The 22480-nt window shown below is 38.1% G+C and carries 23 protein-coding genes; 11 read left to right on the forward strand and 12 right to left on the reverse strand.

Annotated features, from left to right (window positions below):
- The first annotated feature begins 65 nt into the window (after positions 1-65).
- The 9 genes from CDL10_RS00780 (at position 66) to CDL10_RS00820 (ending at position 4429) form a co-directional block, all read left to right on the forward strand.
- Positions 66-422: an iron chaperone gene (locus tag CDL10_RS00780; RefSeq protein ID WP_100676761.1), complete on the forward strand. Its 357-nt coding sequence runs from the start codon at positions 66-68 to the stop codon at positions 420-422.
- A gap of 30 nt (positions 423-452) precedes the next feature.
- Positions 453-1025, forward strand: a complete 573-nt coding sequence (locus tag CDL10_RS00785) for a Crp/Fnr family transcriptional regulator (protein WP_100676762.1) — start codon at positions 453-455, stop codon at positions 1023-1025.
- 79 nt (positions 1026-1104) lie between these two features.
- Complete coding sequence (locus tag CDL10_RS00790) at positions 1105-1548, forward strand: VOC family protein (protein WP_100676763.1); 444 nt, start codon at positions 1105-1107, stop codon at positions 1546-1548.
- Between the two features lie 60 nt (positions 1549-1608).
- On the forward strand, positions 1609-2283 hold the full coding sequence (locus CDL10_RS11565) for a DUF1801 domain-containing protein (protein ID WP_100676764.1): 675 nt from the start codon (positions 1609-1611) through the stop codon (positions 2281-2283).
- 20 nt (positions 2284-2303) lie between these two features.
- Positions 2304-2681 carry a DoxX family protein gene (locus CDL10_RS00800; RefSeq protein WP_100676765.1) on the forward strand — a complete coding sequence of 126 codons (378 nt, stop codon included), beginning with the start codon at positions 2304-2306 and terminating at the stop codon, positions 2679-2681.
- A gap of 6 nt (positions 2682-2687) precedes the next feature.
- Positions 2688-3125, forward strand: a complete 438-nt coding sequence (locus CDL10_RS00805) for an SRPBCC domain-containing protein (RefSeq protein WP_100676766.1) — start codon at positions 2688-2690, stop codon at positions 3123-3125.
- Positions 3126-3132: 7 nt separating this feature from the next.
- The gene (locus CDL10_RS00810) at positions 3133-3549 is read left to right on the forward strand and encodes an SRPBCC family protein (RefSeq protein WP_100678590.1); all 417 of its coding nucleotides are present in this window, start codon (positions 3133-3135) and stop codon (positions 3547-3549) included.
- Between the two features lie 2 nt (positions 3550-3551).
- Entirely contained in the window at positions 3552-4010 is a 459-nt protein-coding gene (locus CDL10_RS00815) for an SRPBCC family protein (protein WP_100676767.1), read from the forward strand.
- A gap of 5 nt (positions 4011-4015) precedes the next feature.
- On the forward strand, positions 4016-4429 hold the full coding sequence (locus CDL10_RS00820; protein ID WP_100676768.1) for a DUF1801 domain-containing protein: 414 nt from the start codon (positions 4016-4018) through the stop codon (positions 4427-4429).
- A gap of 123 nt (positions 4430-4552) precedes the next feature.
- On the opposite strand, the gene queG is transcribed toward CDL10_RS00820, so the two are convergent.
- The 4 genes from queG to CDL10_RS00840 form a co-directional block, all read right to left on the reverse strand.
- A complete protein-coding gene (gene queG, locus CDL10_RS00825) occupies positions 4553-5494 on the reverse strand; it encodes a tRNA epoxyqueuosine(34) reductase QueG (protein WP_100676769.1) in 942 nt (313 codons plus the stop codon).
- A complete protein-coding gene (gene ruvB / locus CDL10_RS00830) occupies positions 5487-6506 on the reverse strand; it encodes a Holliday junction branch migration DNA helicase RuvB (RefSeq protein WP_100676770.1) in 1020 nt (339 codons plus the stop codon). The genes queG and ruvB overlap by 8 nt, the downstream gene beginning before the upstream one ends.
- A gap of 109 nt (positions 6507-6615) precedes the next feature.
- The gene (locus CDL10_RS00835; protein WP_100676771.1) at positions 6616-8667 is read right to left on the reverse strand and encodes a M16 family metallopeptidase; all 2052 of its coding nucleotides are present in this window, start codon (positions 8665-8667) and stop codon (positions 6616-6618) included.
- Positions 8668-8682: 15 nt separating this feature from the next.
- A complete protein-coding gene (locus CDL10_RS00840; protein WP_100676772.1) occupies positions 8683-10002 on the reverse strand; it encodes a M16 family metallopeptidase in 1320 nt (439 codons plus the stop codon).
- Positions 10003-10189: 187 nt separating this feature from the next.
- Between CDL10_RS00840 and rplU the strand changes: the two genes are divergently transcribed.
- Positions 10190-10501, forward strand: coding sequence for a 50S ribosomal protein L21 (gene rplU, locus CDL10_RS00845; protein WP_100676773.1), 312 nt, complete (start codon positions 10190-10192; stop codon positions 10499-10501).
- A gap of 44 nt (positions 10502-10545) precedes the next feature.
- Entirely contained in the window at positions 10546-10806 is a 261-nt protein-coding gene (rpmA, locus tag CDL10_RS00850) for a 50S ribosomal protein L27 (RefSeq protein WP_100676774.1), read from the forward strand.
- A 62-nt stretch (positions 10807-10868) separates the two neighbouring features.
- Here rpmA and CDL10_RS00855 read toward each other — a convergent pair whose 3' ends face one another.
- From CDL10_RS00855 to CDL10_RS00890, 8 genes are all read right to left on the reverse strand, one after another.
- Entirely contained in the window at positions 10869-12296 is a 1428-nt protein-coding gene (locus CDL10_RS00855; protein WP_100676775.1) for a glycosyltransferase, read from the reverse strand.
- 184 nt (positions 12297-12480) lie between these two features.
- Complete coding sequence (locus CDL10_RS00860; protein ID WP_100676776.1) at positions 12481-14283, reverse strand: cytochrome c oxidase subunit I; 1803 nt, start codon at positions 14281-14283, stop codon at positions 12481-12483.
- 31 nt (positions 14284-14314) lie between these two features.
- Complete coding sequence (locus CDL10_RS00865) at positions 14315-15523, reverse strand: cytochrome c oxidase subunit II (RefSeq protein ID WP_100676777.1); 1209 nt, start codon at positions 15521-15523, stop codon at positions 14315-14317.
- 21 nt (positions 15524-15544) lie between these two features.
- Complete coding sequence (locus CDL10_RS00870) at positions 15545-16861, reverse strand: quinol:cytochrome C oxidoreductase (protein ID WP_100676778.1); 1317 nt, start codon at positions 16859-16861, stop codon at positions 15545-15547.
- 27 nt (positions 16862-16888) lie between these two features.
- Positions 16889-17437 carry a c-type cytochrome gene (locus tag CDL10_RS00875; RefSeq protein ID WP_100676779.1) on the reverse strand — a complete coding sequence of 183 codons (549 nt, stop codon included), beginning with the start codon at positions 17435-17437 and terminating at the stop codon, positions 16889-16891.
- A gap of 10 nt (positions 17438-17447) precedes the next feature.
- Positions 17448-17969, reverse strand: a complete 522-nt coding sequence (locus CDL10_RS00880) for a DUF3341 domain-containing protein (protein WP_100676780.1) — start codon at positions 17967-17969, stop codon at positions 17448-17450.
- Between the two features lie 6 nt (positions 17970-17975).
- Positions 17976-19379 (reverse strand): NrfD/PsrC family molybdoenzyme membrane anchor subunit, encoded by a 1404-nt coding sequence (gene nrfD / locus CDL10_RS00885; protein ID WP_100676781.1) that lies wholly within the window; start codon positions 19377-19379, stop codon positions 17976-17978.
- 30 nt (positions 19380-19409) lie between these two features.
- Positions 19410-22466 carry a TAT-variant-translocated molybdopterin oxidoreductase gene (locus tag CDL10_RS00890; protein ID WP_100676782.1) on the reverse strand — a complete coding sequence of 1019 codons (3057 nt, stop codon included), beginning with the start codon at positions 22464-22466 and terminating at the stop codon, positions 19410-19412.
- Positions 22467-22480: the final 14 nt, after the last annotated feature.

Consider the following 22480-nt stretch of genomic DNA (forward strand, 5'->3'; position numbering starts at 1 on the left):
AGGTATCCTATTCAAACAAATAAGGTAATTCAGTATATTTGTTATCAAGGAAAACCTGAGAAAGAATGAAGAACGCAAAACCCGAAACAATTGATGAATACATCAGACATTCGCCAGCAGAATCTCAAAAAATCATGGAGGAGCTTAAAAGAATTATAGAAACAACAGCTCCGAATGCAGAAGGAGTAATAAGCTGGAACGTGCCTATCTATAAACTTAATGGAATTCTTGCCGGCTTTAGCGTGGCAAAACATCATGTGAGTTTCGGAATAGATTCGCTCGAAGAAGAAGACAGAGAAACACTGAAAGAAAAAGGATATAAAACAGGAAAAAATACCATTCAAATTAAGTTTGACCAAAAAATACCCTCCGCAGAAATCAGTCAGCTGATAAAAAAACAATTAAAAATCATCGAAAAATAAAAACCTTCCGGCAATTTTATCTATTTCAACATGAAAAAAGAGTTACTTTCTCAAGTATATCAACACCCTTTGATAAATTCTCAAGAGCTTGAGAGTATTATTGAGGCACACCAAAAAATAACCCTCAAAAAGGGAGATTTCATTCTGAAAGAAGGAGAAATTGCCAACAGCTACCTGATTCTGGAAAACGGATTACTACGTTCTTTTGCTTATGATTATAACGGAAACGACATTACAACCGATTTTTTCTGCAATTATGAGGTGGTTATTGAGGTGCTTTCGCTGTTCCAACGGATACCTGCCAAAGAAAATATTCAGGCTTTGACCGATTGCATTTGCTGGAAAATAGATTTTGACGTTTTTCAGGAGCTATTCCATTCTATCGGAGGGTTTCCCGAATGGGGACGTTTATGGATGACAGGACGCTTGTTCCATTTCAAACAGCGTTCAGTAGAAATGGTAACCATTTCGGCAAAAGAGAGATACCTGCAACTTATCAAAGAACAACCACAGGTAGTCCTGCAATCTCCGCTTAAATACATTGCAAGTTATCTCGGAATTACCGATACATCGCTCAGCAGGATACGAAAGGAAATTTCGTAAAGATTTCATTTCTTGTCATAAGACAAGTTTTTTTTGGGTCTGTATGTGTACTTTTGTTTAGAACTAAATAATAAAAAGTATGGCAAAGATTCACGCTTATTTAAATTTTAACGGAAACTGTGAAACTGCATTTAAGTTTTACGAAAAAGTGTTTAAAACAGAAAATATCGGTACCCATCGTTTTGGAGATTTACCGGCAGACCCCAATTTTCCGATGGCAGAAGAAGACAAAAACAAAATTATGAATACAGGGATTATGATCAACAAAGATACGATGTTGATGGGATCAGACTGTGTAGAGAATTTTGGACACAAAGCCACCACTGGAAATGCAACGTATATCATGCTTGATACGGATACAGCTGAAGAAGCTAAAGAACTGTACGAAGCATTGTCTGAAAATGCATTAGATATCGAGATGCCGTTGGGCGAACAATTTTGGGCGGAACTTTATGCATCGTTTCAGGATCAATTTGGTATTTTTTGGATGATTCACTTTGAAGGGAATAAAAAAATGAGTTAATATTCAGATGGTTTTCTTTAAAATGACGAAACGAATATTTACGTTTTAAGACAGTTTTATATGGCAGGGCTAAAGACAAAAAGGATTTGTAAGGTTGGGCACGTTTATTATAAAAGTAGCGACTGTCCAACCTGTCCTGTTTGTGAAAAATTAAAAGAACCTACGACAGGATTTTTAGCACTTTTTAGCAGTCCTGCGAGAAATGCCTTATTACATCACGGTATTGATAGTGTTCAAAAACTTTCGGCTTATAGTGAAAAGGATATCCTGAAATTGCACGGAATCGGAAAAGCCTCTTTACCCATATTAAAATCAGTATTGGAAGAACAGGGTTTATCATTTAAACTTTTGGAAAAGTCCAAAGATAAAACTACGGGCATGCCAAAGCCTAAGAATGTTGAGGAGTATATTGCCGGTTTTTCGGGAAAAATCCAGAGAAGGCTTCATTTGATCCGTAAGGTAATAAAGGAGAATGCACCCGAAGCGGAAGAGAGCATTGCTTACGGAATGCCTGCCTACAAGCTGAACAAAAAACCTTTGGTGTATTTTGCAGGATATAAAAACCATATCGGGTTATATGCCACACCCACAGGGCATTTGGAATTTGCAGAGGAACTCTTAAAATATAAGCAGGGAAAAGGTTCTGTTCAGTTTCCGCTTGATGAGCCTTTACCTGTTAATTTAATTGAAAGAATTGTTCGGTTTAGAGTAATTGAAAATAAGCAAAAAAAGTAATAACATTTAATAAAAAAATTATGAAACAGAAGATTTTAACCGTACTGTCCGTATTGTTCGGACTTTTGCTAATCAACGGAGGGCTGAACAAGTTTTTTAACTACATGCCTGTTCCCGAAGATATGGCAGAGGAAATGATGAAAGATTTTGGTGCTATAATGGAAATATCGTGGCTGATGCCTCTCATTGCTATTGCTGAAATTATTGGAGGATTGCTGATTATTTTTCCAAAAACAAGAGCCTTGGGTGCAGTGGTTCTTTTTCCTGTAATGGTAGGAATTTTATTAACCCATATTTTTGTCGATACCAGCGGACTGCTTATTGCTTTAGTAATTTGGGCAATTCTGCTTTGGATAATTTATGAAAACAGAGAGAAATACCGACCAATGTTTAAATAGAAAGATATGAAACTCACAGCAAAAGCAACACTACAAATTCAAAAACCGATTGCAGAAGTTTTTGAGGCTATTGTAAATCCTGAAAAAATGACGAAATATTTTATTTCGGAAAGCTCGGGGCGAATGGAAACAGGAAAAGAGCTTACTTGGGAATTTGGCGATTTTCCGGGTAAGTTTCCTGTAAAAATAATAGAAGTTCAGCCCGATAAATCCGTTTCGTTTATTTGGGACGAAGAAACCGTTGTAAACATTATATTGGAAGAACAACCCGACAAAAGTACGGTAGTAAAAGTTACTGAAGGCGAAAAAGAATTAAACGAAGAAAATACCGAATGGCTTACAAGCAATTCATTCGGTTGGGGAAATTTCCTTGATTGTATGAAAGCTTATCTGGAATACGGGATAAACCTGAGAAAAGGAGCATTTGATTATATGAGAAAATAAAAAGATGATGATACATCAAACAATAACGATTGAAACAACAATCAATGCAAGTACAAACAAAGTTTGGGATTCTTATACTCAACCCGAACACATTACGAAATGGAATTTCGCTTCTGACGACTGGCATTGTCCCAAAGCGGAAAACGATATGAAAATCGGAGGTATATATTCTGCCCGAATGGAAGCCAAAGACGGAAGTTTCGGGTTTGATTTCAAAGCGGTTTATGATGAAATCATTCCTTTCGAGAAGATTGTTTATACCATAGAAGACGGCAGAAAAGTTATTACAGTTTTTGAAAGTTTAAACGATAAAACAAAAGTTACTACTATTTTTGAAGCTGAAAATCAAAATCCTGTCGATATGCAAAAAACAGGCTGGCAGGCTATCCTGAATAATTTTAAAAGATACACAGAAAACAATTAACTATGAAAAAATTACAATTCAAAACAGACATCAACGCTCCGATTGCAAAGGTTTACAATACGATGCTCGGATTGGACGACAAAGCAACCTATGAAGCGTGGACAGCCGAATTTAACCCGACTTCCACTTATGAAGGAAATTGGGAAAAAGGCTCAAAAATCCTTTTTATCGGTGTAGATGAAAATGGAGAAAAAGGCGGAATGGTTAGCGAAATTGCAGAGAACATTCCCAACAAATTTGTTTCCATTCGTTCTTACGGAATTTTAAAAGGGGATACGGAAATTACCGAAGGAGAAGAAATCGAAAAATGGGCAGGCGGACTGGAAAATTACACCTTTGAAGAAAACAACGGGATCACAGCAGTTACTGTGGACGTTGATATGACAGATGATTTTGTCGGTTATTTCAATGAAACCTATCCGAAAGCATTGAGTAAACTAAAATCGATACTTGAAAGTTGAAAAATATGAACCAAGACATTCAAACTTACAACGACAGCCAATCGGAAGATGATAAGAAAATTTGTGATTTTCTTTGTAAAGAAATCAACAAAAATCTTCCTGAATCAGATACTTCGACAGGCTCAGTACAAGCCAAAATTTGGCACAGACACCCTGTCTGGTTTTTGGACGAAAATCCGATTGTTGGTTACAGCAAACAAAAAGCTGGAATACGGTTGATGTTTTGGAGCGGTGCCGATTTTGAAGAAGAAAATCTAAATGTGTTGGGTGGAAAATTTAAAGATGCTTCGGTTTTTTATAATTCAGCAGAAGAAATCAATACCGAAGACTTAAAGCGTTGGCTCAAAAAATCAAAAGAAATCCAATGGGATTATAAAAATATCGTAAAGCGGAAAGGAAAATTAGAAAGATTGAAATAAATTTCCACAATGGAAAGTTGGGAGTCGAGAACAGTTTTCAAACTTTTAACCAATAAAAACTGTGTCAAAAACATTGTGAAACAACAAATTAAGGTTTTATACAACGTGTTAAGGTATAGTTTGTTAATTATTTTCTCCTCCTAAATAACGAATGTTCCTTACCAGTCCTGTATATTTAGCTCGTTTTACTGCTGATTTTTTAAAAACCTCGCTAAAAGTTTCCTGCGTAAGTTCTGCCCATTCTTTTTTGGAAAAATTCAACAGTTTTTCATTAGGCAGAAAAGCCGATTCGTTGTGTGGTTGAGCAAATCGGTTCCATGGGCAAACGTCCTGACAAATATCACAACCGAAAACCCAGTCCTGAAACTTTTCGCTCATACCTGCCGGAATCTGGTCCTTGAGTTCAATGGTAAAATAAGAAATACATTTACTTCCATTTACCACATAAGGCTGCTCAATTGCATCAGTCGGGCAGGCATCGATACAAGCGGTACAAGTGCCGCAATGGTCGGCAACGGGCAAATCATATTCTAATTCCAAATCACAAATTAATTCAGCAATAAAGAAAAATGAACCAGTTTGCTTAGCAATGAGATTACTGTGTTTTCCAACCCACCCCAAGCCTCCACGTTTTGCCCAGGCTTTGTCCAGAACAGGTGCTGAATCCACAAAAACCCGCCCGTTGACTTTGCCTATTTTTTCCTGGATAAATGCCAGTAATGACTTGAGTTTATCCTTGATAACGAAGTGATAATCTTCGCCATAGGCATATTTGGATATTTTATAATTATCTGATTGATTTTGTATTTTTTCGGGATAATAATTTAGCAATAGAGAAATCACAGATTTTGCACCATCAACCAGCAATGTCGGGTCTAAGCGTTTATCGAAATGATTTGCCATATAGTGCATTTCGCCGTGCATATTCTGGTTGAGCCAACGCTCTAAACGAGGAGCTTCTTCTTCGAGAAAACCGGCTTTGGACACACCGCAAGACATAAATCCCAAACGCTTGGCTTCAGCTTTTATCCAATTGGTATGCTGCTGTTTAATCGTTTCATTCATCAAACAAACCTCCTTGCAGTTTTTTATTGATTTTCCCTAAATGCTGATAGGCTTTCTCGGTCACTTCCCGTCCTCTTGGTGTGCGGTAAATAAATCCTTCCTGTATTAAAAAAGGTTCATAAACCTCCTCAATGGTTTCTGCATTTTCGGATACGGCAGTCGCCAAAGTCGAAATTCCGACCGGCCCTCCTTTGAATTTGTCAATGATAGTCAAAAGGATTTTGTTATCCATTTCGTCCAATCCGTATTTATCTACATTCAATGCATTCAATCCATATCGGGCAATTTCAACATCGATAGTTCCGTTACCTTTGATTTGTGCATAATCTCGCACGCGACGTAACAAAGCATTCGCAATACGCGGGGTTCCACGGCTGCGACCGGCAATTTCGACAGCAGCTTCGTAGTGAATCGGCACGTGCAGGATTTCGGCACTTCGCTCGATAATTGTTGATAAGAGTTCGGTGTTGTAATATTGTAAACGGCTTTGGATACCAAACCTCGCCCGCATCGGGGCGGTCAGTAAACCGGAACGGGTAGTGGCACCGACCAGCGTAAACGGATTAAGGTTGATTTGCACCGTTCTGGCATTTGGCCCGGATTCAATCATGATGTCAATCTTAAAGTCCTCCATGGCAGAATACAGATATTCTTCCACAACCGGACTCAAACGATGAATTTCGTCTATGAAAAGTACATCTCTCTCCTCCAAGTTAGTCAGTAATCCGGCTAAATCCCCGGGCTTGTCCAAAACAGGTCCCGAAGTAATCTTGATACCGACATTGAGTTCGCTTGCCAAGATGTGTGCCAGGGTGGTTTTTCCCAATCCTGGCGGACCGTGAAACAAGGTATGGTCTAATGCTTCGTCACGAAGATTAGCTGCTTTTACAAATATTTTCAGGTTTTCCAATACTTGTTCCTGTCCTGCAAAATCGTCAAAAGAAAGTGGACGAAGTTTTTTTTCCACTTCAAACTCTTCGGGATTTTTATTCGGATTAAGATGCTCGTTCATAAGCACAAATATACGAAGTTTTTACATTGAAGTATTCAATCAATATCATTTCATAAAAAAAACGGCAATCCGAAGATTGCCGTTTTTATTTATTCTAAAAAATCTGTGATTAGTTGAAGTCTGCGTCAGAAACGCCTTCGTTCACCTTGATTTCTTTTGCTTGCAGGTCGATGTTCATTCCCGGTCCTAATGGAATTGACATAAACTGAGGTATTTTCACTCCTTTTATTTCTTTGTAATCACCTACTGTTTGTGCCATAGACATGGTTTGCCCACCTTGTTCGATTGTAGTTACTTCACCAAGTTTTAAACCAGTTGCTACACTATAATAGTAAGCTGTATCGTCTTGTTTTAACACATAAGCATCCTCGTCATTAAAGTTCTCTATACCTGTCAAAGTATATTGATTAGCGTTTTCAACCTCTTTAAGCTCAGTAAACAATACGGCACTTTCTTGCATTTCTTTCAGGTCTTCACCTTCCATGTCAAATCTTTGCCCTTGCTGCATCACATAAGCGCTTTCTGGCGTAACAACTTGTTTCATCATTTCTTGCCCCATGGCAATCATTGATACCAACATGTGTCCACTATTGGTTTGTTTTCTGGTCATAGAAACTGGTGCTCCTTGCAATGAACCTTCATACACAATAGACAAAGAAGTTATTTTGTCGATATTTTCTCTTCCTCCAATGGCTTTGATATAGTTTTCCAAAACCGTTTGTGGTGTAACACTTGCATCAACTGTTTTTACTTCTGGTTTGTCGGTAGGATTGGCGTATCTGTCGTAGAAATTAACCGGATAACCTAATCTTTCCAAACCTTCCAGCACTTCTGATGCTTTTCCGGCAATGACAATTCTGAAATTATCTGCTAAAAAGTATTTCTTAGCGGCACGTTGTACGTCATCTGCAGTTACTGCATTGATATTTTTAATATAATTTTCGTAGAAATCTCCCGGCAGATTTTGTGTTTTTGTACGTAGAGCAAAATTCGCAATAGTTCCTGGTTTTTGTGTTTCCATTACAAAGTTTCCAACGTATTTCGCTTTAGCCAAATCCAGTTCTTCCTGAGAAACTTTGGTATCTCTGATTCGAGTCAATTCGTTCATGAATTCTACCACAGCACTGTCTGTTACGGTATTTCTCACAGATGAGCTTGCTACGAAACGGGTGGTATATTTACCCGAACCGATTGAAGAATATGCTCCGTAAGTCCAACCGTGTGCTTCACGCAGATTAAGGAACAAACGCCCTTCGCCGCCACCGCCTAAAATCTGGTTTGCCATCAAAGCTGCAAAATAATCTTTGTCAGTCATTTTCAAATCAACCAAATTTTGGATACCGATTTCTGACTGTACAGCGTTAGGCACATCTACAAAATCAATTTGTGTTTTTGCCACATTGCTTGGTTTTGGATAATTGGCTTTTGGTGCAGATGCTTTTTTCCAGTCTTTAAACAGTTTTTCTACTTGTTTTTTGACATGGTTAGCATCTACATCGCCGATAACTACCAAATAAGCATTTTCCGGAACAAAGTAATCTTTGTAATTTTTCTTCACGTCGTCAAGCGTGATATTATTGATGCTTTCTTCTGTTTCAAATTCTCCGTTCGGGTGGTTTTTTCCAAACAATAATGCACTTCGAACTCTTGATGCAATCGCTGATGTACTTTTTTCAGAAGCTTTTAATCCTTCGATAGTCTGAGCTTTTACTTTGTCGAATTCTTCCTGTTCAAACAACGGGTACAATGCTCCCTCTGCCATCATTTCGAGGATTCTGTCTGCATATTTTGACAATCCGCTACCAGAAGCTCCGGTATTCCAGAAACCGATACTGGCTCCCATAAAATCAGCTTCTTCCAGAAATTTATCTTTCGGGGTTTTTGTAGTTCCATTTCCGATAACAGAACTGGTCATTCCAGACACACCTACTTTATCACCTTCGGCATAAGGTGGCGTGTCTATGGTAAGCGTATAGCTCACTCTTGGCAGTTTATGGTCTTCAACCACCATTACGGTAAGTCCGTTGTCTAACTTAAATTCGGTAGGTTTTTTTACCTGAACCTGAGGCGTTGGCCCAGACTTTGGCTGCTCTCTTTTAATCTGTGCACCGGCACTAAGAGTTAAAACTAAAGCTGATGCTAATAAAAATATTTTTCTCATTGTTTTCTACTTAATTTATTCTTGTTCTGTTTCAGGCAAATAATCTAATTCTAATCTTTGATTAGGTTTTAAGTATCTATTTGCCACGTCTCTGATTTCTTCTCTGGTAATAGAACGGTAGATGTCAATTTCTTCGTTAATCAGGTTGATGTCGCCATAAAGCATATAATATGAAGCTAAGTTTTCAGCCAGGCTTTCCAAGTCTGAATTACTGTTTACATACATATTCTCGAAATCATTCTGTAACTTTTGGTAATCTCTTTCTGAAATCAATTCGGTTTGTAATTTTACCAGTTCTTCGTCGATTTCTTTTCGGATATCTTCTTTAGATATACCTTGCATTGGCAGATATCCTATGAAATAAATGCCGTAATCTTCCTGTGCGAAATTGCTGGCAAAAATTTCCAAAGCCATTTTTTTCTCATCAACAATTTTTTTGTATAATATGGTTGATTTTCCTCCTGAAAGATATGATGAAATCATATCCAAAACACGAGCATCTCTGGTTTTCATCGATGGTGTTCTGTATGCCAGCAAGTGCATTGGCAACTGGATATTTGCGTCGTAAGCCGTAGCATGAAGTGTTTTCGTAATCGGCGCTTCTTTCGCATTTACTCTTGGCACTTCAGCTCCTCTTTCGGCAATTCCGAAATATTTTTCAATCCACTCTTTTGTCTGGTCAAAATCAATATCTCCGGCAACGACTAAAACTGCGTTATTTGGCACATAAAATTTCTTGTGAAATGCTCTAAACTCTTCTAAAGTAGCTGCATCTAAATGCTCCATAGAACCAATCGGTGCCCAACGGTATGGGTGGTTGAAGAACATGTTTTTCTTCACTTCTGTAATTAAATTACCATAAGGTTGATTATCAACTCTCAAACGTTTTTCTTCTTTCACAACTTCGTTTTGTGTATCTACTCCGATTTGATTGATTACCGGTTGAATCATACGGTCAGATTCCATCCACAAAGCCAATTCCAGATTGTTTGACGGGAATACTTCATAGTAATAAGTTCTGTCGTCAGATGTGTTCGCATTGTTGTGCCCTCCGTTGGAAGTTACCATTTTGAACCATTCTCCTCTTTCTATATTTTCTGTTCCTTCAAACAGAAGGTGTTCAAAAAAGTGAGCAAATCCCGTTCTGTCCGGATTTTCATCTTTTGCTCCAACGTGGTACATCACTGAAGTTACCACTACCGGAGCTGACTTATCCTGATGTAATACAACGTGCAACCCGTTATCGAGGGTGTACTCTTCAAAGTCAACTTTCTGAGCAAACAGTGTACTTCCGAAAGATACTACTGCTGCTAAAGCCAATAAAGTTTTTCTCATAATTTTAAATATTAAACTTGTTTTCTGTTTATAGGACGCAATTTCGGGAAATTGTTACATTCTTATACCTAATTTTTTATTATTTTTGGATATCAATTTTTACAGTAAAAAATTAAGCCTGAAAATCCTGTTATTTCAGAAAATAATATTATATTTGCCAACTGAAAAATAATTAAATTTTATTGTTATGTACGCAATCGTAGAGATAGCAGGGCAACAATTTAAAGTTAGCAAAGACCAAAAAGTGTATGTTCACCGTTTGGCAACTGAAGAAGGAGAAAGTGTTACTTTCGACAAAGTTCTTTTGGTTGATAACGAAGGAAAAATCACTGTTGGCGCCCCGGCTATAACAGGAGCTTCTGTAGGAGCAAAAGTTTTGAAACACCTTAAAGGTGACAAAGTAATCGTTTTCAAAAAGAAAAGAAGAAAAGGTTACAAAAAGAAAAACGGACACAGACAGGCATTGACTCAAATCCAAATTGAGGGAATTAGCTTGTAATTGTTCAGAAAATTTAAGTATTAACAATATAAAAACCAGAAATTATGGCTCACAAAAAAGGTGTCGGTAGTTCGAAGAATGGTAGAGAATCAGAATCGAAACGCTTAGGTGTTAAGATTTATGGAGGACAGGCAGCTGTTGCCGGAAATATCCTTGTAAGACAAAGAGGTTCTAAACACAATCCTGGTGAAAACGTATATATGGGGAAAGACCATACACTACATGCAAAAGTAGATGGTATCGTTAAATTCACTAAGAAAAGAGACAATAAGTCTTACGTATCAATTATGCCTTTTGAAGCATAATTACTATCGACTTAAAAATTAAAAGCTGTTCCAATGAACAGCTTTTTTTGTTTTATCATATATCAACCTCTTGTTAACCAACCTCGTCGAGCAGCGGTAGCAATTGCATAAGGTGTTATCCAAAAGAGAGAAAAAGTATAAAAAATACTATATGGATATGCCCAAAAAGATTCAAGCAGATTGTATTTCCGAGCATAAAAGAATACCTGAATACTCGAAAAAAGAGCAATCCCGAACAAAGTGGTCGTCACAAACATCAGAGGATAATTTAGAATAAAAATCAGCATGGAAATCATTAATGGATAAGCCATAATTACCCGTAACCACTGATTCAACAATAATATACGCGTACCGGTTTTATCCCCTTTCCGGAAATCGGTAAATGCAAACCTGCTCATCATGATATTTTCCCGTACGTTACTTCGCTCCCACCTGATAAACATTTTATATAAGCTCTCAAATTTTTCAGGTGTATTCGTCAGTACAGATGCGTTGCGTTGGAACAGCACATCGTATCCCTGTTTGAGAATCATATTGGTCATTGCTCTGTCTTCGCCGATATCTGACGGCTTGCCCATAAATGTTTGATTAATCCAATCGGGAAGTGCAGTCATCACCGCATCTTTTTTGTAGGCAGCCAACGCACCCGGCGTACACAAAACAGTTTTCAATACGCTTTGGGCACAGCGGATAAACTCAAAACTAAACACAAAACTGACATTCAACATACGCGGAATCATACTACTTTGGTTGTTCAAAACTTTGACGTTACCGGCAACAGCTCCACAATTTTCATTGACTACAAATGGACTTACCAGATTTCTCAACGTATCAGCTTCAACTAAAGAATCACTATCAACAGTTACAAAAATTTCTCCCTCTGCCAAATGAAAGCCTCTGTACAAAGCATGACGCTTTCCTTTGTTTTTCGGTTGCTGATAAATATGCACTCTACCCAAAAGCTCGTATTTAGCCTTCAACATCCACTGCCATGTATCATCTTTGCTCCCATCGTCTATGGAAATAATTTGCATTTTGTCTGCCGGATAATTACTATTTGCCAAACTCATCAGGGTGTGATAAACAAGTTTTCCTTCGTTATATGCGGGAACGATAATCGTCACAAAAGGCAGGTTTTCATCTGGTACTGATTGTATTTCTTTATATTTTTTATACAACCAGAACAAGTAACCTAAAAAAGCTAAATATAAAACAAGTAATCCTCCGAAAACAAGAAAAGAAAAACTACCAAAAAGTGTGCTTTTTCTATGTAAATTAATGGTTTCAAAATAGGGCATATAATAAATATAACCGATTACTACGCTTAATAACAGAAATAACGTACCTGATATTATGAGATACTCATTTGGTGTCCATTTTTGCTGGTGGAAAGAACGGGAAATAATTTTTGTATAAGTTTTAAATTTTCTTCTAAAAGTATCTTTGATGCGTTCTAATTTCGTTTCTTGTTTTCTTAATATACCGTCCATAGTAAGCTTATTTTTAGCTGTCTGAACAAGTGCAAATTTTGTACCACCGCTATAAACCCAATAAATAAAGAATTCCTTAAGAAATGGAGTGTGGAATTAAGAAAACATTATGTAGCCGAACGCCACAAAAAAAGGCGAACAAATATTTGTTCGCCTTTTTGTATATAAGAATCTTATTTTTCGATTAATGTGCTCCTCCGTCTTTTTCCCCTTCTCTCAAAGGTACATTCTGAGGAACATAATCCTCTTCATATCCCGGCTTGCTGTAATCGTAAGCCCATCTGTAAACTACTGGTAAATCGCCTGGCCAGTTTCCATGGATATGCTCTACCGGTGTTGTCCACTCCAACGAATTTCCTTTCCATGGGTTTTGAGAAGCTCTCTTACCATAGAAAATACTTGAAAAGAAGTTATACAAGAATACAATTTGAATTAATGCACCTACGATTGCGAAAACAGTAATCAGAATATTTACATCAACCATATCGTCAAACATTGGGAAAGCCGAGTTAGAATAATAACGTCTTGGTAAACCTGCCAATCCTAAGAAGTGCATTGGAAAGAACACTCCGTAAGCACAAATTGCAGTAATCCAGAAATGGATATAACCTAAATTCTTGTTCATCATTCTACCAAACATTTTAGGGAACCAGTGATAAATTCCGGAAAACATACCATATATTGCCGATACACCCATTACTAAGTGGAAGTGAGCAATTATAAAATAAGTATCGTGAACCTGAATATCCAAAGTAGAATCCCCAAGGATAATACCTGTTAACCCCCCACTAATGAATGTAGAAACGAAAGCAATACTGAATAACATTCCCGGATTCATCTGAATATTACCTCTCCATAAGGTGGTGATATAGTTAAAAGCTTTTACTGCAGACGGAATCGCAATCAATAACGTGGTAAAGGTAAATACCGAACCAAGGAAAGGATTCATACCTGACACGAACATGTGGTGCCCCCAAACGATTGTTGATAAGAAAGCAATAGCTAACAAAGACACAATCATTGCCCGGTATCCGAAGATTGGTTTTCTTGCGTTACAAGCGATAACCTCAGAGGCGATACCCATCGCAGGCAGGATTACCAAATATACTTCCGGGTGACCCAAGAACCAGAAAAGGTGCTCGAATAATACAGGCGAACCTCCCTGATAATGCAATACTTCTCCGGCTAAATAAATATCTGACAAGAAAAATGAAGTTCCGAAACTTCTGTCCATGATTAATAATAAAGCGGCTGAAAGTAAAACCGGGAACGAAACTACCCCAACAATGGCTGTGATAAACAATGCCCAAACTGTAAGCGGAAGTCTAGTCATAGACATTCCTTCTGTTCTTAGGTTGATAACTGTTACAATGTAGTTGAGCGACCCCATCAAAGATTGTGCAATAAACAATGCCATTGAAATCAACCATAATGTCATTCCGGTTCCTGAACCTGGAATAGCCTGTTCAACTGCTGATAACGGCGGATAAATTGTCCACCCTGCAGAAGCGGGTCCTGATTCTACAAACAACGATGATAACATTATGATACAAGACAAAGCAAATATCCAGAATGACAACATATTCATAAATCCGGAAGCCATATCTCTTGCACCGATTTGTAATGGAATCAGCAAGTTAGAAAAGGTACCTGACAATCCGGCTGTCAAAACGAAGAATACCATAATAGTACCATGCATCGTAACCAACGCCAGGTAAATATCGTTTCTCATTACTCCACCCGGAGCGAAATCATCGCCTAATAACCATGAGAATATTTTGAATGATTCTTCCGGCCATGCAATCTGCATACGGAATAATACGGACATTGTTACCCCGATAATCCCCATAATAATACCAGTAATCAAAAATTGCTTGGCAATCATTTTATGGTCGGTACTAAATATGTACTTCGTTATAAATGTTTGATTATGGTGGTGGTCGTGCTCATGACCATGTTCTAAATTATGCTCTAATGCTGCTGACATAATAATCTATTTTTCTTCTAACCGATTAAAATTAACCTCTAATATTTTCTATCTCAATTGCTTCTTCTTCAGACTCTGCAGTGTTATCTTCTGATACCGCTTCTTCTTCCTGACTCACTGCCTCCTCCTCCACTGCCGGCTGAGGCTCGTTTCCTGCCTGTTCTTCAGCAATACGTTGCCCGAGTGTTTTTTGTTCTCCTAACCATTTTTTGAAATCCTGCTCAGACTCTACAATAACTTTCATCTGCATATTATAATGAGAACGTCCGCAAATTTTGTTACAAAGTAATATGTAATCAAACTCGTATGGTGTAAGAGCTTCTTCTCCTTTAGCTATTAACTCCTGACTGCGTTGTGATCTTAATTTATTGATTTTATCAACTTTTTTAATTGTTTCAGGCAGTTGTCTCATCTCGCTTGTTGTGATAGACGGAACCATAGCAAACTGAGTAACCATTCCCGGAACTGCATTCATCTGTGCTCTGAAGTGAGGAAAATAAGCAGAGTGCAAAACGTCTTGTGAACGAATTTTAAATACTACCTTTTTACCTAACGGCAAGTGCAATTCTGATGCTAATATATCATCGTGAGAGTTCGGGTCAGACATATCCGCGCCAGTGGCATTCACTCCTTGAATAAATCTTACGTTGGCTTTACCTAATGTATTATCTTCTCCGGAATAACGAACGTCCCAACCGAATTGTTTTGCATATACTTCCACATACATTACTTCTTCGTCCTGGTCATAATACATAATGTTGTTCCAAGCGAATAGTCCGTAAAGAATCAATCCTGACAATACAATTACCGGAATAATCGTCCAAATCATTTCCAATTTGTCATTATCGGCATAGAATGTGGCTTTACGTCCTTTAATCCCTCTTGCTTTGAAAGAGAAATAGTGCAATAAGAATTGTGTGATTATCTGTACTGTGAAGATAAGAATCATAGATATCCACATCAGGTTATCTACATCTTTACCATGCTCAGATGCCGCGTCTGACATCAAAGGCATATACCCCCACTTTGCACATGAATATATCATCAAGGCATAGATAAACCCTAAGAATCCAAATAATAAATATCCGTTCACATTATTGTCTCTCTCGCTGGCTATTTCTGATTCACTTTCATGTGCAGGCTTTTGCTTGATAGTCTGCGTCAAGTGAAAGATTTTAGTCAGCTGCCAAATGGCAATACCTAACAGGACAACTACTCCAATGATTAATAAACTTGTCATTTGTGTTTATTAGTTTAAATATTAATAATGAAAATGTTTACTCTCCTCAATATAAGGGTCATTTTTAGCCAATAGTGGTGCTTTAGCGATGGCATTAAATCCAACGTAGATAAACAATCCGCCAAAGAACAATATCGAACCTATTTCTGCTATTCCGATTGACCAACTTCCTCCAACAGTACCTGGTGCAATCATATTAAAGAAATCCAAATAATGTCCTACCAAAATCGAGATACCTGCCATTACGATAATCCAGCTCAATCGTTTGAAATCAGTATTCATGAGTAATAATATAGGTAACACGAAATTAAATACTAACATCAGGAAGAACGGTGCATTATATTCTTCTATTCTGAATACGTAATAGGTTACTTCTTCCGGAATGTTGGAATACCATTGTAACATAAACTGAGAGAACCATAAGTAAGTCCAGAAAATTGAGAACCCGAACATATATTTAGCCAAATCATGAACATGGCTCGTATTCACAAACTCTAAATAACCTCTTGATTTCAGATATACTGTTACTAATGCAATTACTGTAATCGAAGTCACGATAAAACTTGCAAATACATACCAACCAAACAAGGTAGAATACCAGTGTGTATCAATCGACATAATCCAATCCCATGATGCGATAGATTCTGTCACAATAAAAAACACTAAGTAAATAGCAGCCAGTTTGAAATTCTTTTTATGATAAACCAAGTCTCCTGTTTCATCTAATTTCAAAGAGTTTTTTCTGCTCAGGTATCTGAATAAATTCCAGCCTCCTAAGAAAATCACTGCTCTGATTAGGAAGAAAGGGATATTCAAAAAATCTGTTTTGGCCTGGATAATAGAATCTTCCGCAACGATTGAGTCATCCATCCAAATGAACATATGGTTCAAATGTAAGACGCTCGCTATCAGCAATAAGAAAAATATGATTGACCCCGGCAACAAATAAGCCGAAATTCCTTCCATTACGCGATATAACACAGGTGACCATCCAGCCGACCCTGCATATTGTAATTTATTAAAGGTAAAAACACCTAAAGCGATGAACATAAAAAATATACAAGCTACATAAACTGCCACCCATGGCTTATTTTGTAACTGGTGTAAAACATGCTCTAAATGGTGCTGATGTTCTGCTGCTGCCAATTCATCGTGTGTGTCATGCGAATCGGCATGAGCAACTGCTCTATGATGAGCATCATGATGTTGTTCAGCTAATATTTGCTCTACTTCTTCAGTCGTTTTGGGCATAGTAAGAAATCCATAAGCAATACTTATCGCTCCTAATAACATCAAGACGAAAGAAAAAGTCTTTAATTTGTTTGAAAATGTGTACATATCTAAACTTTCAAATACGGTTTACAATTATAACTCAGATTTTAGTTTCAAAACATAATCTGTAACTAACCATCTCTCGTGTTGTGTAAGCTGGTTTTTATGCGACCCCATGGCGTTCAACCCATAGGTAATTACATGATATATGCCTCCTTCTGTTAATTCTCTTTCTGCGTAATTCGGTACACCCAGAAATTTTTCGCGTTTTACCAAATTACCTTGCCCGTCTCCTTTATCTCCGTGACAGATTGCACAATAAATAGTATAAAGTTGTTTGGCTTCAGTAGCATCAGCTTCAGAAATTTCAGTAAGTGGAGATTTCAGATTAGCTTTTGCCATTTCCAACCCTTCTGTTGTATCAGGGTATTCTTCTGGTGTAAATCCTCTCGGAATAGTACCTTCAGCCGGCAATTGTGCTTGTTGCCCGTTTTTAAATGCGTCAGTTTCCTGATAGGTTTCATATGACACAGGTCTGTACATATCTGGAAAAAATTCGTAATTAGGGCTACTCTTATCAGAGCAAGAGGTTGCCAATACTACAACACCTGTCAAAATTAATATTTTATGCAGATTTTTCATCTTTATATATTTATTTCTCTACAACTTTTACTTCTACAGCACCTGTATTTTTAAAAAATTCAATTGCTTCATCTTCGTTTCCTGACAATGACACTTCCATCAAAAAGTGGTCGTCGGTAGTTCTCACATCAGGGTTTTCTGCTTTTTTGAAAGGCCATAGTTTACTTCTCAAATAAAAGGTAATTACCATTAAGTGAGCCGCAAAGAACACAGTCATCTCAAACATAATAGGCACAAACGAAGGCATATTCTGATAGTAGCTAAAACTTGGCTTACCACCAATATCCTGCGGCCAGTCAACTATCATGATATAATTCATCATATAAGTAGCGAAAGACAAGCCTATCAAACCATAAATGAATGAACATATTGCCAATCTGGTTGGTGCCAATCCCATTGCTTTATCTAAACCGTGAACAGGGAATGGTGTATAAACCTCTTCAATGTGATGATGAGCAGATTTTGTAGATTTAACCGCATCTAACAAAACGTCGTCATCATTGTATAATACATGTAAAACTTTTGTACTCATAGCTTATTAATGATTTACAGATTGACTATTATTCTCTCTTTCTCGCTTATGGTTATCTCCTGAAGATTTAAGAATCGTCTTAACCTCCGCCTGGGCAATAACCGGGAAACTTCTCGAATATAGTAAGAATAACACGAAAAAGAATCCTATTGTTCCTACATAAACACCTATGTCAACAAAAGTTGGTTGGAACATTGTCCAAGACGATGGCAAATAATCTCTGTGTAATGAAGTAACAATAATCACAAAACGCTCAAACCACATTCCTATATTTACAACTATGGATATGATAAAAGATGCCATAATACTTGTTCTGATTTTTTTGAACCACATTACCTGTGGAGAAACTACATTACAAGTCATCATCAGTAAATATGACCACCAGTATGGTCCTGTTGCACGATTCAGGAATGCATATTGCTCATATTCTACTCCTGAATACCATGCTACCCACAACTCTGTGATATAAGCTACCCCAACAATCGAACCTGTAATCATAATAATGATATTCATCAATTCGATGTGTTGTACCGTGATATAATCTTCCAGGTTTACCACTTTTCTCATGATAATCAACAAAGTGTTTACCATAGCAAATCCAGAGAAAACCGCACCTGCAACGAAATATGGCGGGAAAATAGTTGTATGCCAGCCAGGAATTACAGAGGTAGCAAAGTCCATAGATACAATAGTGTGAACAGACAATACCAACGGCGTTGCCAATCCTGCCAATACTAAAGATACTTCCTCAAAACGCTGCCAATCTTTGGCTCTACCACTCCACCCGAATGATAATAAAGAATATATTTTTTTGGCGAAAGGCCTCACAGCTCTGTCTCTTAGCATTGCAAAGTCAGGTAATAACCCAGTCCACCAGAACACTAATGATACTGATAAATAAGTTGAAATAGCGAATACATCCCATAGCAACGGCGAGTTAAAGTTCACCCATAACGAGCCGAATTGGTTTGGCATCGGTAATACCCAATATGCCAACCACGGGCGTCCCATGTGCAAAATCGGGAATAAACCTGCCTGCACTACCGAGAAAATGGTCATTGCCTCTGCAGAACGGTTAATCGCCATTCTCCATTTTTGTCTGAACAATAAGAGTACGGCAGAAATCAAGGTTCCGGCGTGTCCGATACCTACCCACCATACGAAGTTGGTAATATCCCATGCCCAACCTACTGTTTTATTTAATCCCCATGTACCAATACCTGTGGATACTGTATATACCATACACCCTACTCCCCAAAGGAATGCGGCTAAAGCTATAGAGAAAACTATCCACCACTGTTTGTTCGCTCGGCCTTCTACAGGGCGTGCCACATCAACGGTAACATCATGATATGTTTTGTTACCGAGAACTAATGGCTTTCTGATGGGTGCTTCGTAATGTGACGACATAATCCTATGATAATATTTGTAAATTAATAATTATACGTTTCTTACTTTTACTTGATATACCACATTTGGTTTTACGTTCAAATGCTCTAACAAATGGTATGCTCTCTGGTCTTTTGTAAGCTCTACAATCGGATCTTCCGGATTGTTTACATCTCCAAATACCATTGCTCCGGAATCACAAGCTGCCGAACAAGCACAAGCGTCATTAAATTCATTGGCTCGTACTTTTCTTCCTTCTTTCTTAGCCTGAAGAATTACTGCCTGTGTGGATTGGATACAGAAAGAACATTTTTCCATAACTCCGCGTGACCTTACCACTACATCAGGATTAAGTACCATTCTACCCAAATCATCATTCATGTGGTAATCAAATCTATCATTTTCAGCATATTTGAACCAGTTGAAACGACGCACTTTATAAGGACAGTTGTTTGCACAGTAACGTGTTCCTACACAACGGTTATAAGCCATAGCATTTTGCCCCTGACGCCCGTGTGATGTTGCCGCTACCGGACAAACTGTTTCACAAGGTGCGTGGTTACAATGCTGACACATTACCGGCTGGAATGCCACTTGCGGATTGTCTGCCGGGTCTTCCAATTCTTTATACATATTAAAGTTCTCAGAGAAACCTTTGGCATTAACTTTCTTATCTATATCCTCATCAAATGTGTCTTGTGAAGAATAATATCTATCGATTCGCAACCAGTGCATATCACGTGATCGTCTCACTTCGTCTTTTCCTACAACCGGCACGTTATTTTCTGCATGACAAGCAATCACACAAGCACCGCAACCTGTACAAGCATTTAAATCTATCGACAGATTAAAATGATGTCCTATACTACGGTCGAAAGATTCCCAGATATCAACAGTTTTTGCAGGAACAGCCTGGTGGTCTAAAGAAACCATTGGCACTTCGTTCCATTTTTCTGCATCTTCTGTATTATAAACATTCAAGGTAGTTTCTTTCAGAATATCTCCCCTACCCATCAATGTATTGTGCAACTGAACACAAGCAAATTCGTGGTCTCCAGAAGCCAATTCTATTTGAGCTGACTGGTTGTTTTTACCATTCAGATATAAGGCATAAGCATTCACTCCTGTCTGCATCTCTTCTTTCATCGAAGCTTTACGACCATACCCGAATGCTAATCCGATTGTACCCGGTGCTTGTCCCGGCTGAATAATAGCAGGTACATTTTCCAATGTCTTGTCTCCTACTTTTATATTTACATAACTTCCATTCAATCCTCCGTTAGCTACGTGGTAATTTTTAATTCCAAGAGACTCCGCATCTTTTCTGGAAACTGTCACATAGTTATCCCACGAAACTCTTGTTATCGGGTCAGGGAACTCCTGCAACCATGGGTTATTAGCCTGCTGACCATCTCCCATACCAATCTTGGTATAAAGCACCAAATCAAAATCAGCTCCTTTTTTAGCAGATGCCAATCGGCTTGCAGCTCCTTGATAATCAGCCCCTACATGAGCAACAGAATCAGACTCATAGCTATAAAAACCGTTATGAACCAAAGTATTCCATGTCACCCCCGCTGCGACTGTCGCTGCTACATTTTTGATATAATCGTAATAGCTTTCGGTTTTACCCAAAAGACTTAATAAACTTTCCTGGAATTGTTTCGTGCTAAACAATGGTCTGATAGTAGGTTGAGTTATCGAATAGCTTCCGCTTTTGATAGCAACATCTCCCCAAGACTCAAGATAATGAGGTACAGCAGCAGCAATTGTAGTCGCCAAAGCTGTTTCATCTTCACGTTGTGTATAAGTAACTGAAAGTTTAACTTTTTTCAGACCTTCTTCAAATAATTTAGCATCAGCAAAAGTATAAAGCGGATTAACACCGTTCATAATCAATGTATGCACATTTCCGGCATTCATATCTTTCACTAATTGTGCTACTTCGGCAGTATTTCCCTGACGAACATATTTTGGTCGTTGCGGAACAAAAACTTCAGATGCCAATGCATTGTTGATAGCAAAAACCAACAACTGAGCATCTACATCATCTAATCCCGAAACCAATACTCCGCGAGAACCGGCAGATTTCAATTGCTGTGCAGCTTTAACCACCTCTGCATCGGCAGAAGTAGATGACACAGAAACGCCCGAACCGGTAATCAGATTATACAATTTAACTAAAGCTAATTTTTGTTCGGCAACCGTCATCGGCACACGTCTGTCGGCATTAGCTCCGGTCAAAGACATGTTTGCCTCAAACTGAATATGCTTAGACATTTTTCCGTTTTTAGGAATACGTCCTTTAGCATAATTACCTTCATAACCTCCTCCGTTCCAGTCTCCGATAAAATCAGCCCCTACAGAAACAATTACATCTGCTTTGTCAAAATCATAATCAGGCAATGCACGTTGTCCGTAAGCCTGCTCGTAAGCATCTAACGCTGCGTCATGAGACACTGCATCGTAAACTACTTGTTTTGCAGTCGGATAAGCCTGCTTAAATTCCTCTATAAGCTTGTCTGTAGAAGGCGAAGCCATAGAATTAGTTAATAAAACAATTTGCTTGCCTGTGTTTTTTGCTTCTTCCAGACTTGACTGGATTCTGCTTTCCACCTCAGACCAAGAACTTGCTTTCCCTTCTATTTTCGGTTGTTTTAGCCTTAAACTATCATATAAAGACAAAACTGAGGCATGGACACGAGCATTAGCTCCTGTACTCGCTCCTTCCATATTATTGTTTAAAACAGAAATAGGACGACCTTCTCTGGTTTTGATTAATATGTTTGTGAAATCAAATCCGTCTGCGATAGTGGTCGCATAGTAATCAGCGATTCCGGGAATAATTTCCTCCGGCTGAAAAACATAAGGAATTGCTTTTCGCACAGGTCCATCACAGGCAGCCAATGAAGCTGCCGCGGTGGTAAACCCAACATATTTCAAAAAATCTCTTCGGGTTGTTGAAGATGAGCTTAACGACTCCTTATCCGACAAGAACTCATCTGTAGGAATTTCTTGAACAAACTCGTTGCTTCTTAAATTCTCAACAATCGAACTGTTCTCGTTCAGCTCCTCAACACTTTTCCAGTATTTTTTGTTTGATGCCATTGTATATAGATAAA

The organism is Avrilella dinanensis, assembly GCF_002807015.1.
GTDB classification, from domain to species: Bacteria; Bacteroidota; Bacteroidia; order Flavobacteriales; family Flavobacteriaceae; genus Flavobacterium; species Flavobacterium dinanensis.

What these genes read in the sequence shown, in the direction of transcription:
- CDL10_RS00780 (WP_100676761.1), top strand. Translation starts at nt 66, where the DNA reads ATGAAGAACGCAAAACCCGAAACAATTGATGAATACATCAGACATTCG.
- CDL10_RS00785 (WP_100676762.1), top strand. Translation starts at nt 453, where the DNA reads ATGAAAAAAGAGTTACTTTCTCAAGTATATCAACACCCTTTGATAAAT.
- CDL10_RS00790 (WP_100676763.1), top strand. Translation starts at nt 1,105, where the DNA reads ATGGCAAAGATTCACGCTTATTTAAATTTTAACGGAAACTGTGAAACT.
- CDL10_RS11565 (WP_100676764.1), top strand. Translation starts at nt 1,609, where the DNA reads ATGGCAGGGCTAAAGACAAAAAGGATTTGTAAGGTTGGGCACGTTTAT.
- CDL10_RS00800 (WP_100676765.1), top strand. Translation starts at nt 2,304, where the DNA reads ATGAAACAGAAGATTTTAACCGTACTGTCCGTATTGTTCGGACTTTTG.
- CDL10_RS00805 (WP_100676766.1), top strand. Translation starts at nt 2,688, where the DNA reads ATGAAACTCACAGCAAAAGCAACACTACAAATTCAAAAACCGATTGCA.
- CDL10_RS00810 (WP_100678590.1), top strand. Translation starts at nt 3,133, where the DNA reads ATGATACATCAAACAATAACGATTGAAACAACAATCAATGCAAGTACA.
- CDL10_RS00815 (WP_100676767.1), top strand. Translation starts at nt 3,552, where the DNA reads ATGAAAAAATTACAATTCAAAACAGACATCAACGCTCCGATTGCAAAG.
- CDL10_RS00820 (WP_100676768.1), top strand. Translation starts at nt 4,016, where the DNA reads ATGAACCAAGACATTCAAACTTACAACGACAGCCAATCGGAAGATGAT.
- queG (WP_100676769.1), bottom strand. Translation starts at nt 5,494, where the DNA reads ATGAATGAAACGATTAAACAGCAGCATACCAATTGGATAAAAGCTGAA.
- ruvB (WP_100676770.1), bottom strand. Translation starts at nt 6,506, where the DNA reads ATGAACGAGCATCTTAATCCGAATAAAAATCCCGAAGAGTTTGAAGTG.
- CDL10_RS00835 (WP_100676771.1), bottom strand. Translation starts at nt 8,667, where the DNA reads ATGAGAAAAATATTTTTATTAGCATCAGCTTTAGTTTTAACTCTTAGT.
- CDL10_RS00840 (WP_100676772.1), bottom strand. Translation starts at nt 10,002, where the DNA reads ATGAGAAAAACTTTATTGGCTTTAGCAGCAGTAGTATCTTTCGGAAGT.
- rplU (WP_100676773.1), top strand. Translation starts at nt 10,190, where the DNA reads ATGTACGCAATCGTAGAGATAGCAGGGCAACAATTTAAAGTTAGCAAA.
- rpmA (WP_100676774.1), top strand. Translation starts at nt 10,546, where the DNA reads ATGGCTCACAAAAAAGGTGTCGGTAGTTCGAAGAATGGTAGAGAATCA.
- CDL10_RS00855 (WP_100676775.1), bottom strand. Translation starts at nt 12,296, where the DNA reads ATGGACGGTATATTAAGAAAACAAGAAACGAAATTAGAACGCATCAAA.
- CDL10_RS00860 (WP_100676776.1), bottom strand. Translation starts at nt 14,283, where the DNA reads ATGTCAGCAGCATTAGAGCATAATTTAGAACATGGTCATGAGCACGAC.
- CDL10_RS00865 (WP_100676777.1), bottom strand. Translation starts at nt 15,523, where the DNA reads ATGACAAGTTTATTAATCATTGGAGTAGTTGTCCTGTTAGGTATTGCC.
- CDL10_RS00870 (WP_100676778.1), bottom strand. Translation starts at nt 16,861, where the DNA reads ATGTACACATTTTCAAACAAATTAAAGACTTTTTCTTTCGTCTTGATG.
- CDL10_RS00875 (WP_100676779.1), bottom strand. Translation starts at nt 17,437, where the DNA reads ATGAAAAATCTGCATAAAATATTAATTTTGACAGGTGTTGTAGTATTG.
- CDL10_RS00880 (WP_100676780.1), bottom strand. Translation starts at nt 17,969, where the DNA reads ATGAGTACAAAAGTTTTACATGTATTATACAATGATGACGACGTTTTG.
- nrfD (WP_100676781.1), bottom strand. Translation starts at nt 19,379, where the DNA reads ATGTCGTCACATTACGAAGCACCCATCAGAAAGCCATTAGTTCTCGGT.
- CDL10_RS00890 (WP_100676782.1), bottom strand. Translation starts at nt 22,466, where the DNA reads ATGGCATCAAACAAAAAATACTGGAAAAGTGTTGAGGAGCTGAACGAG.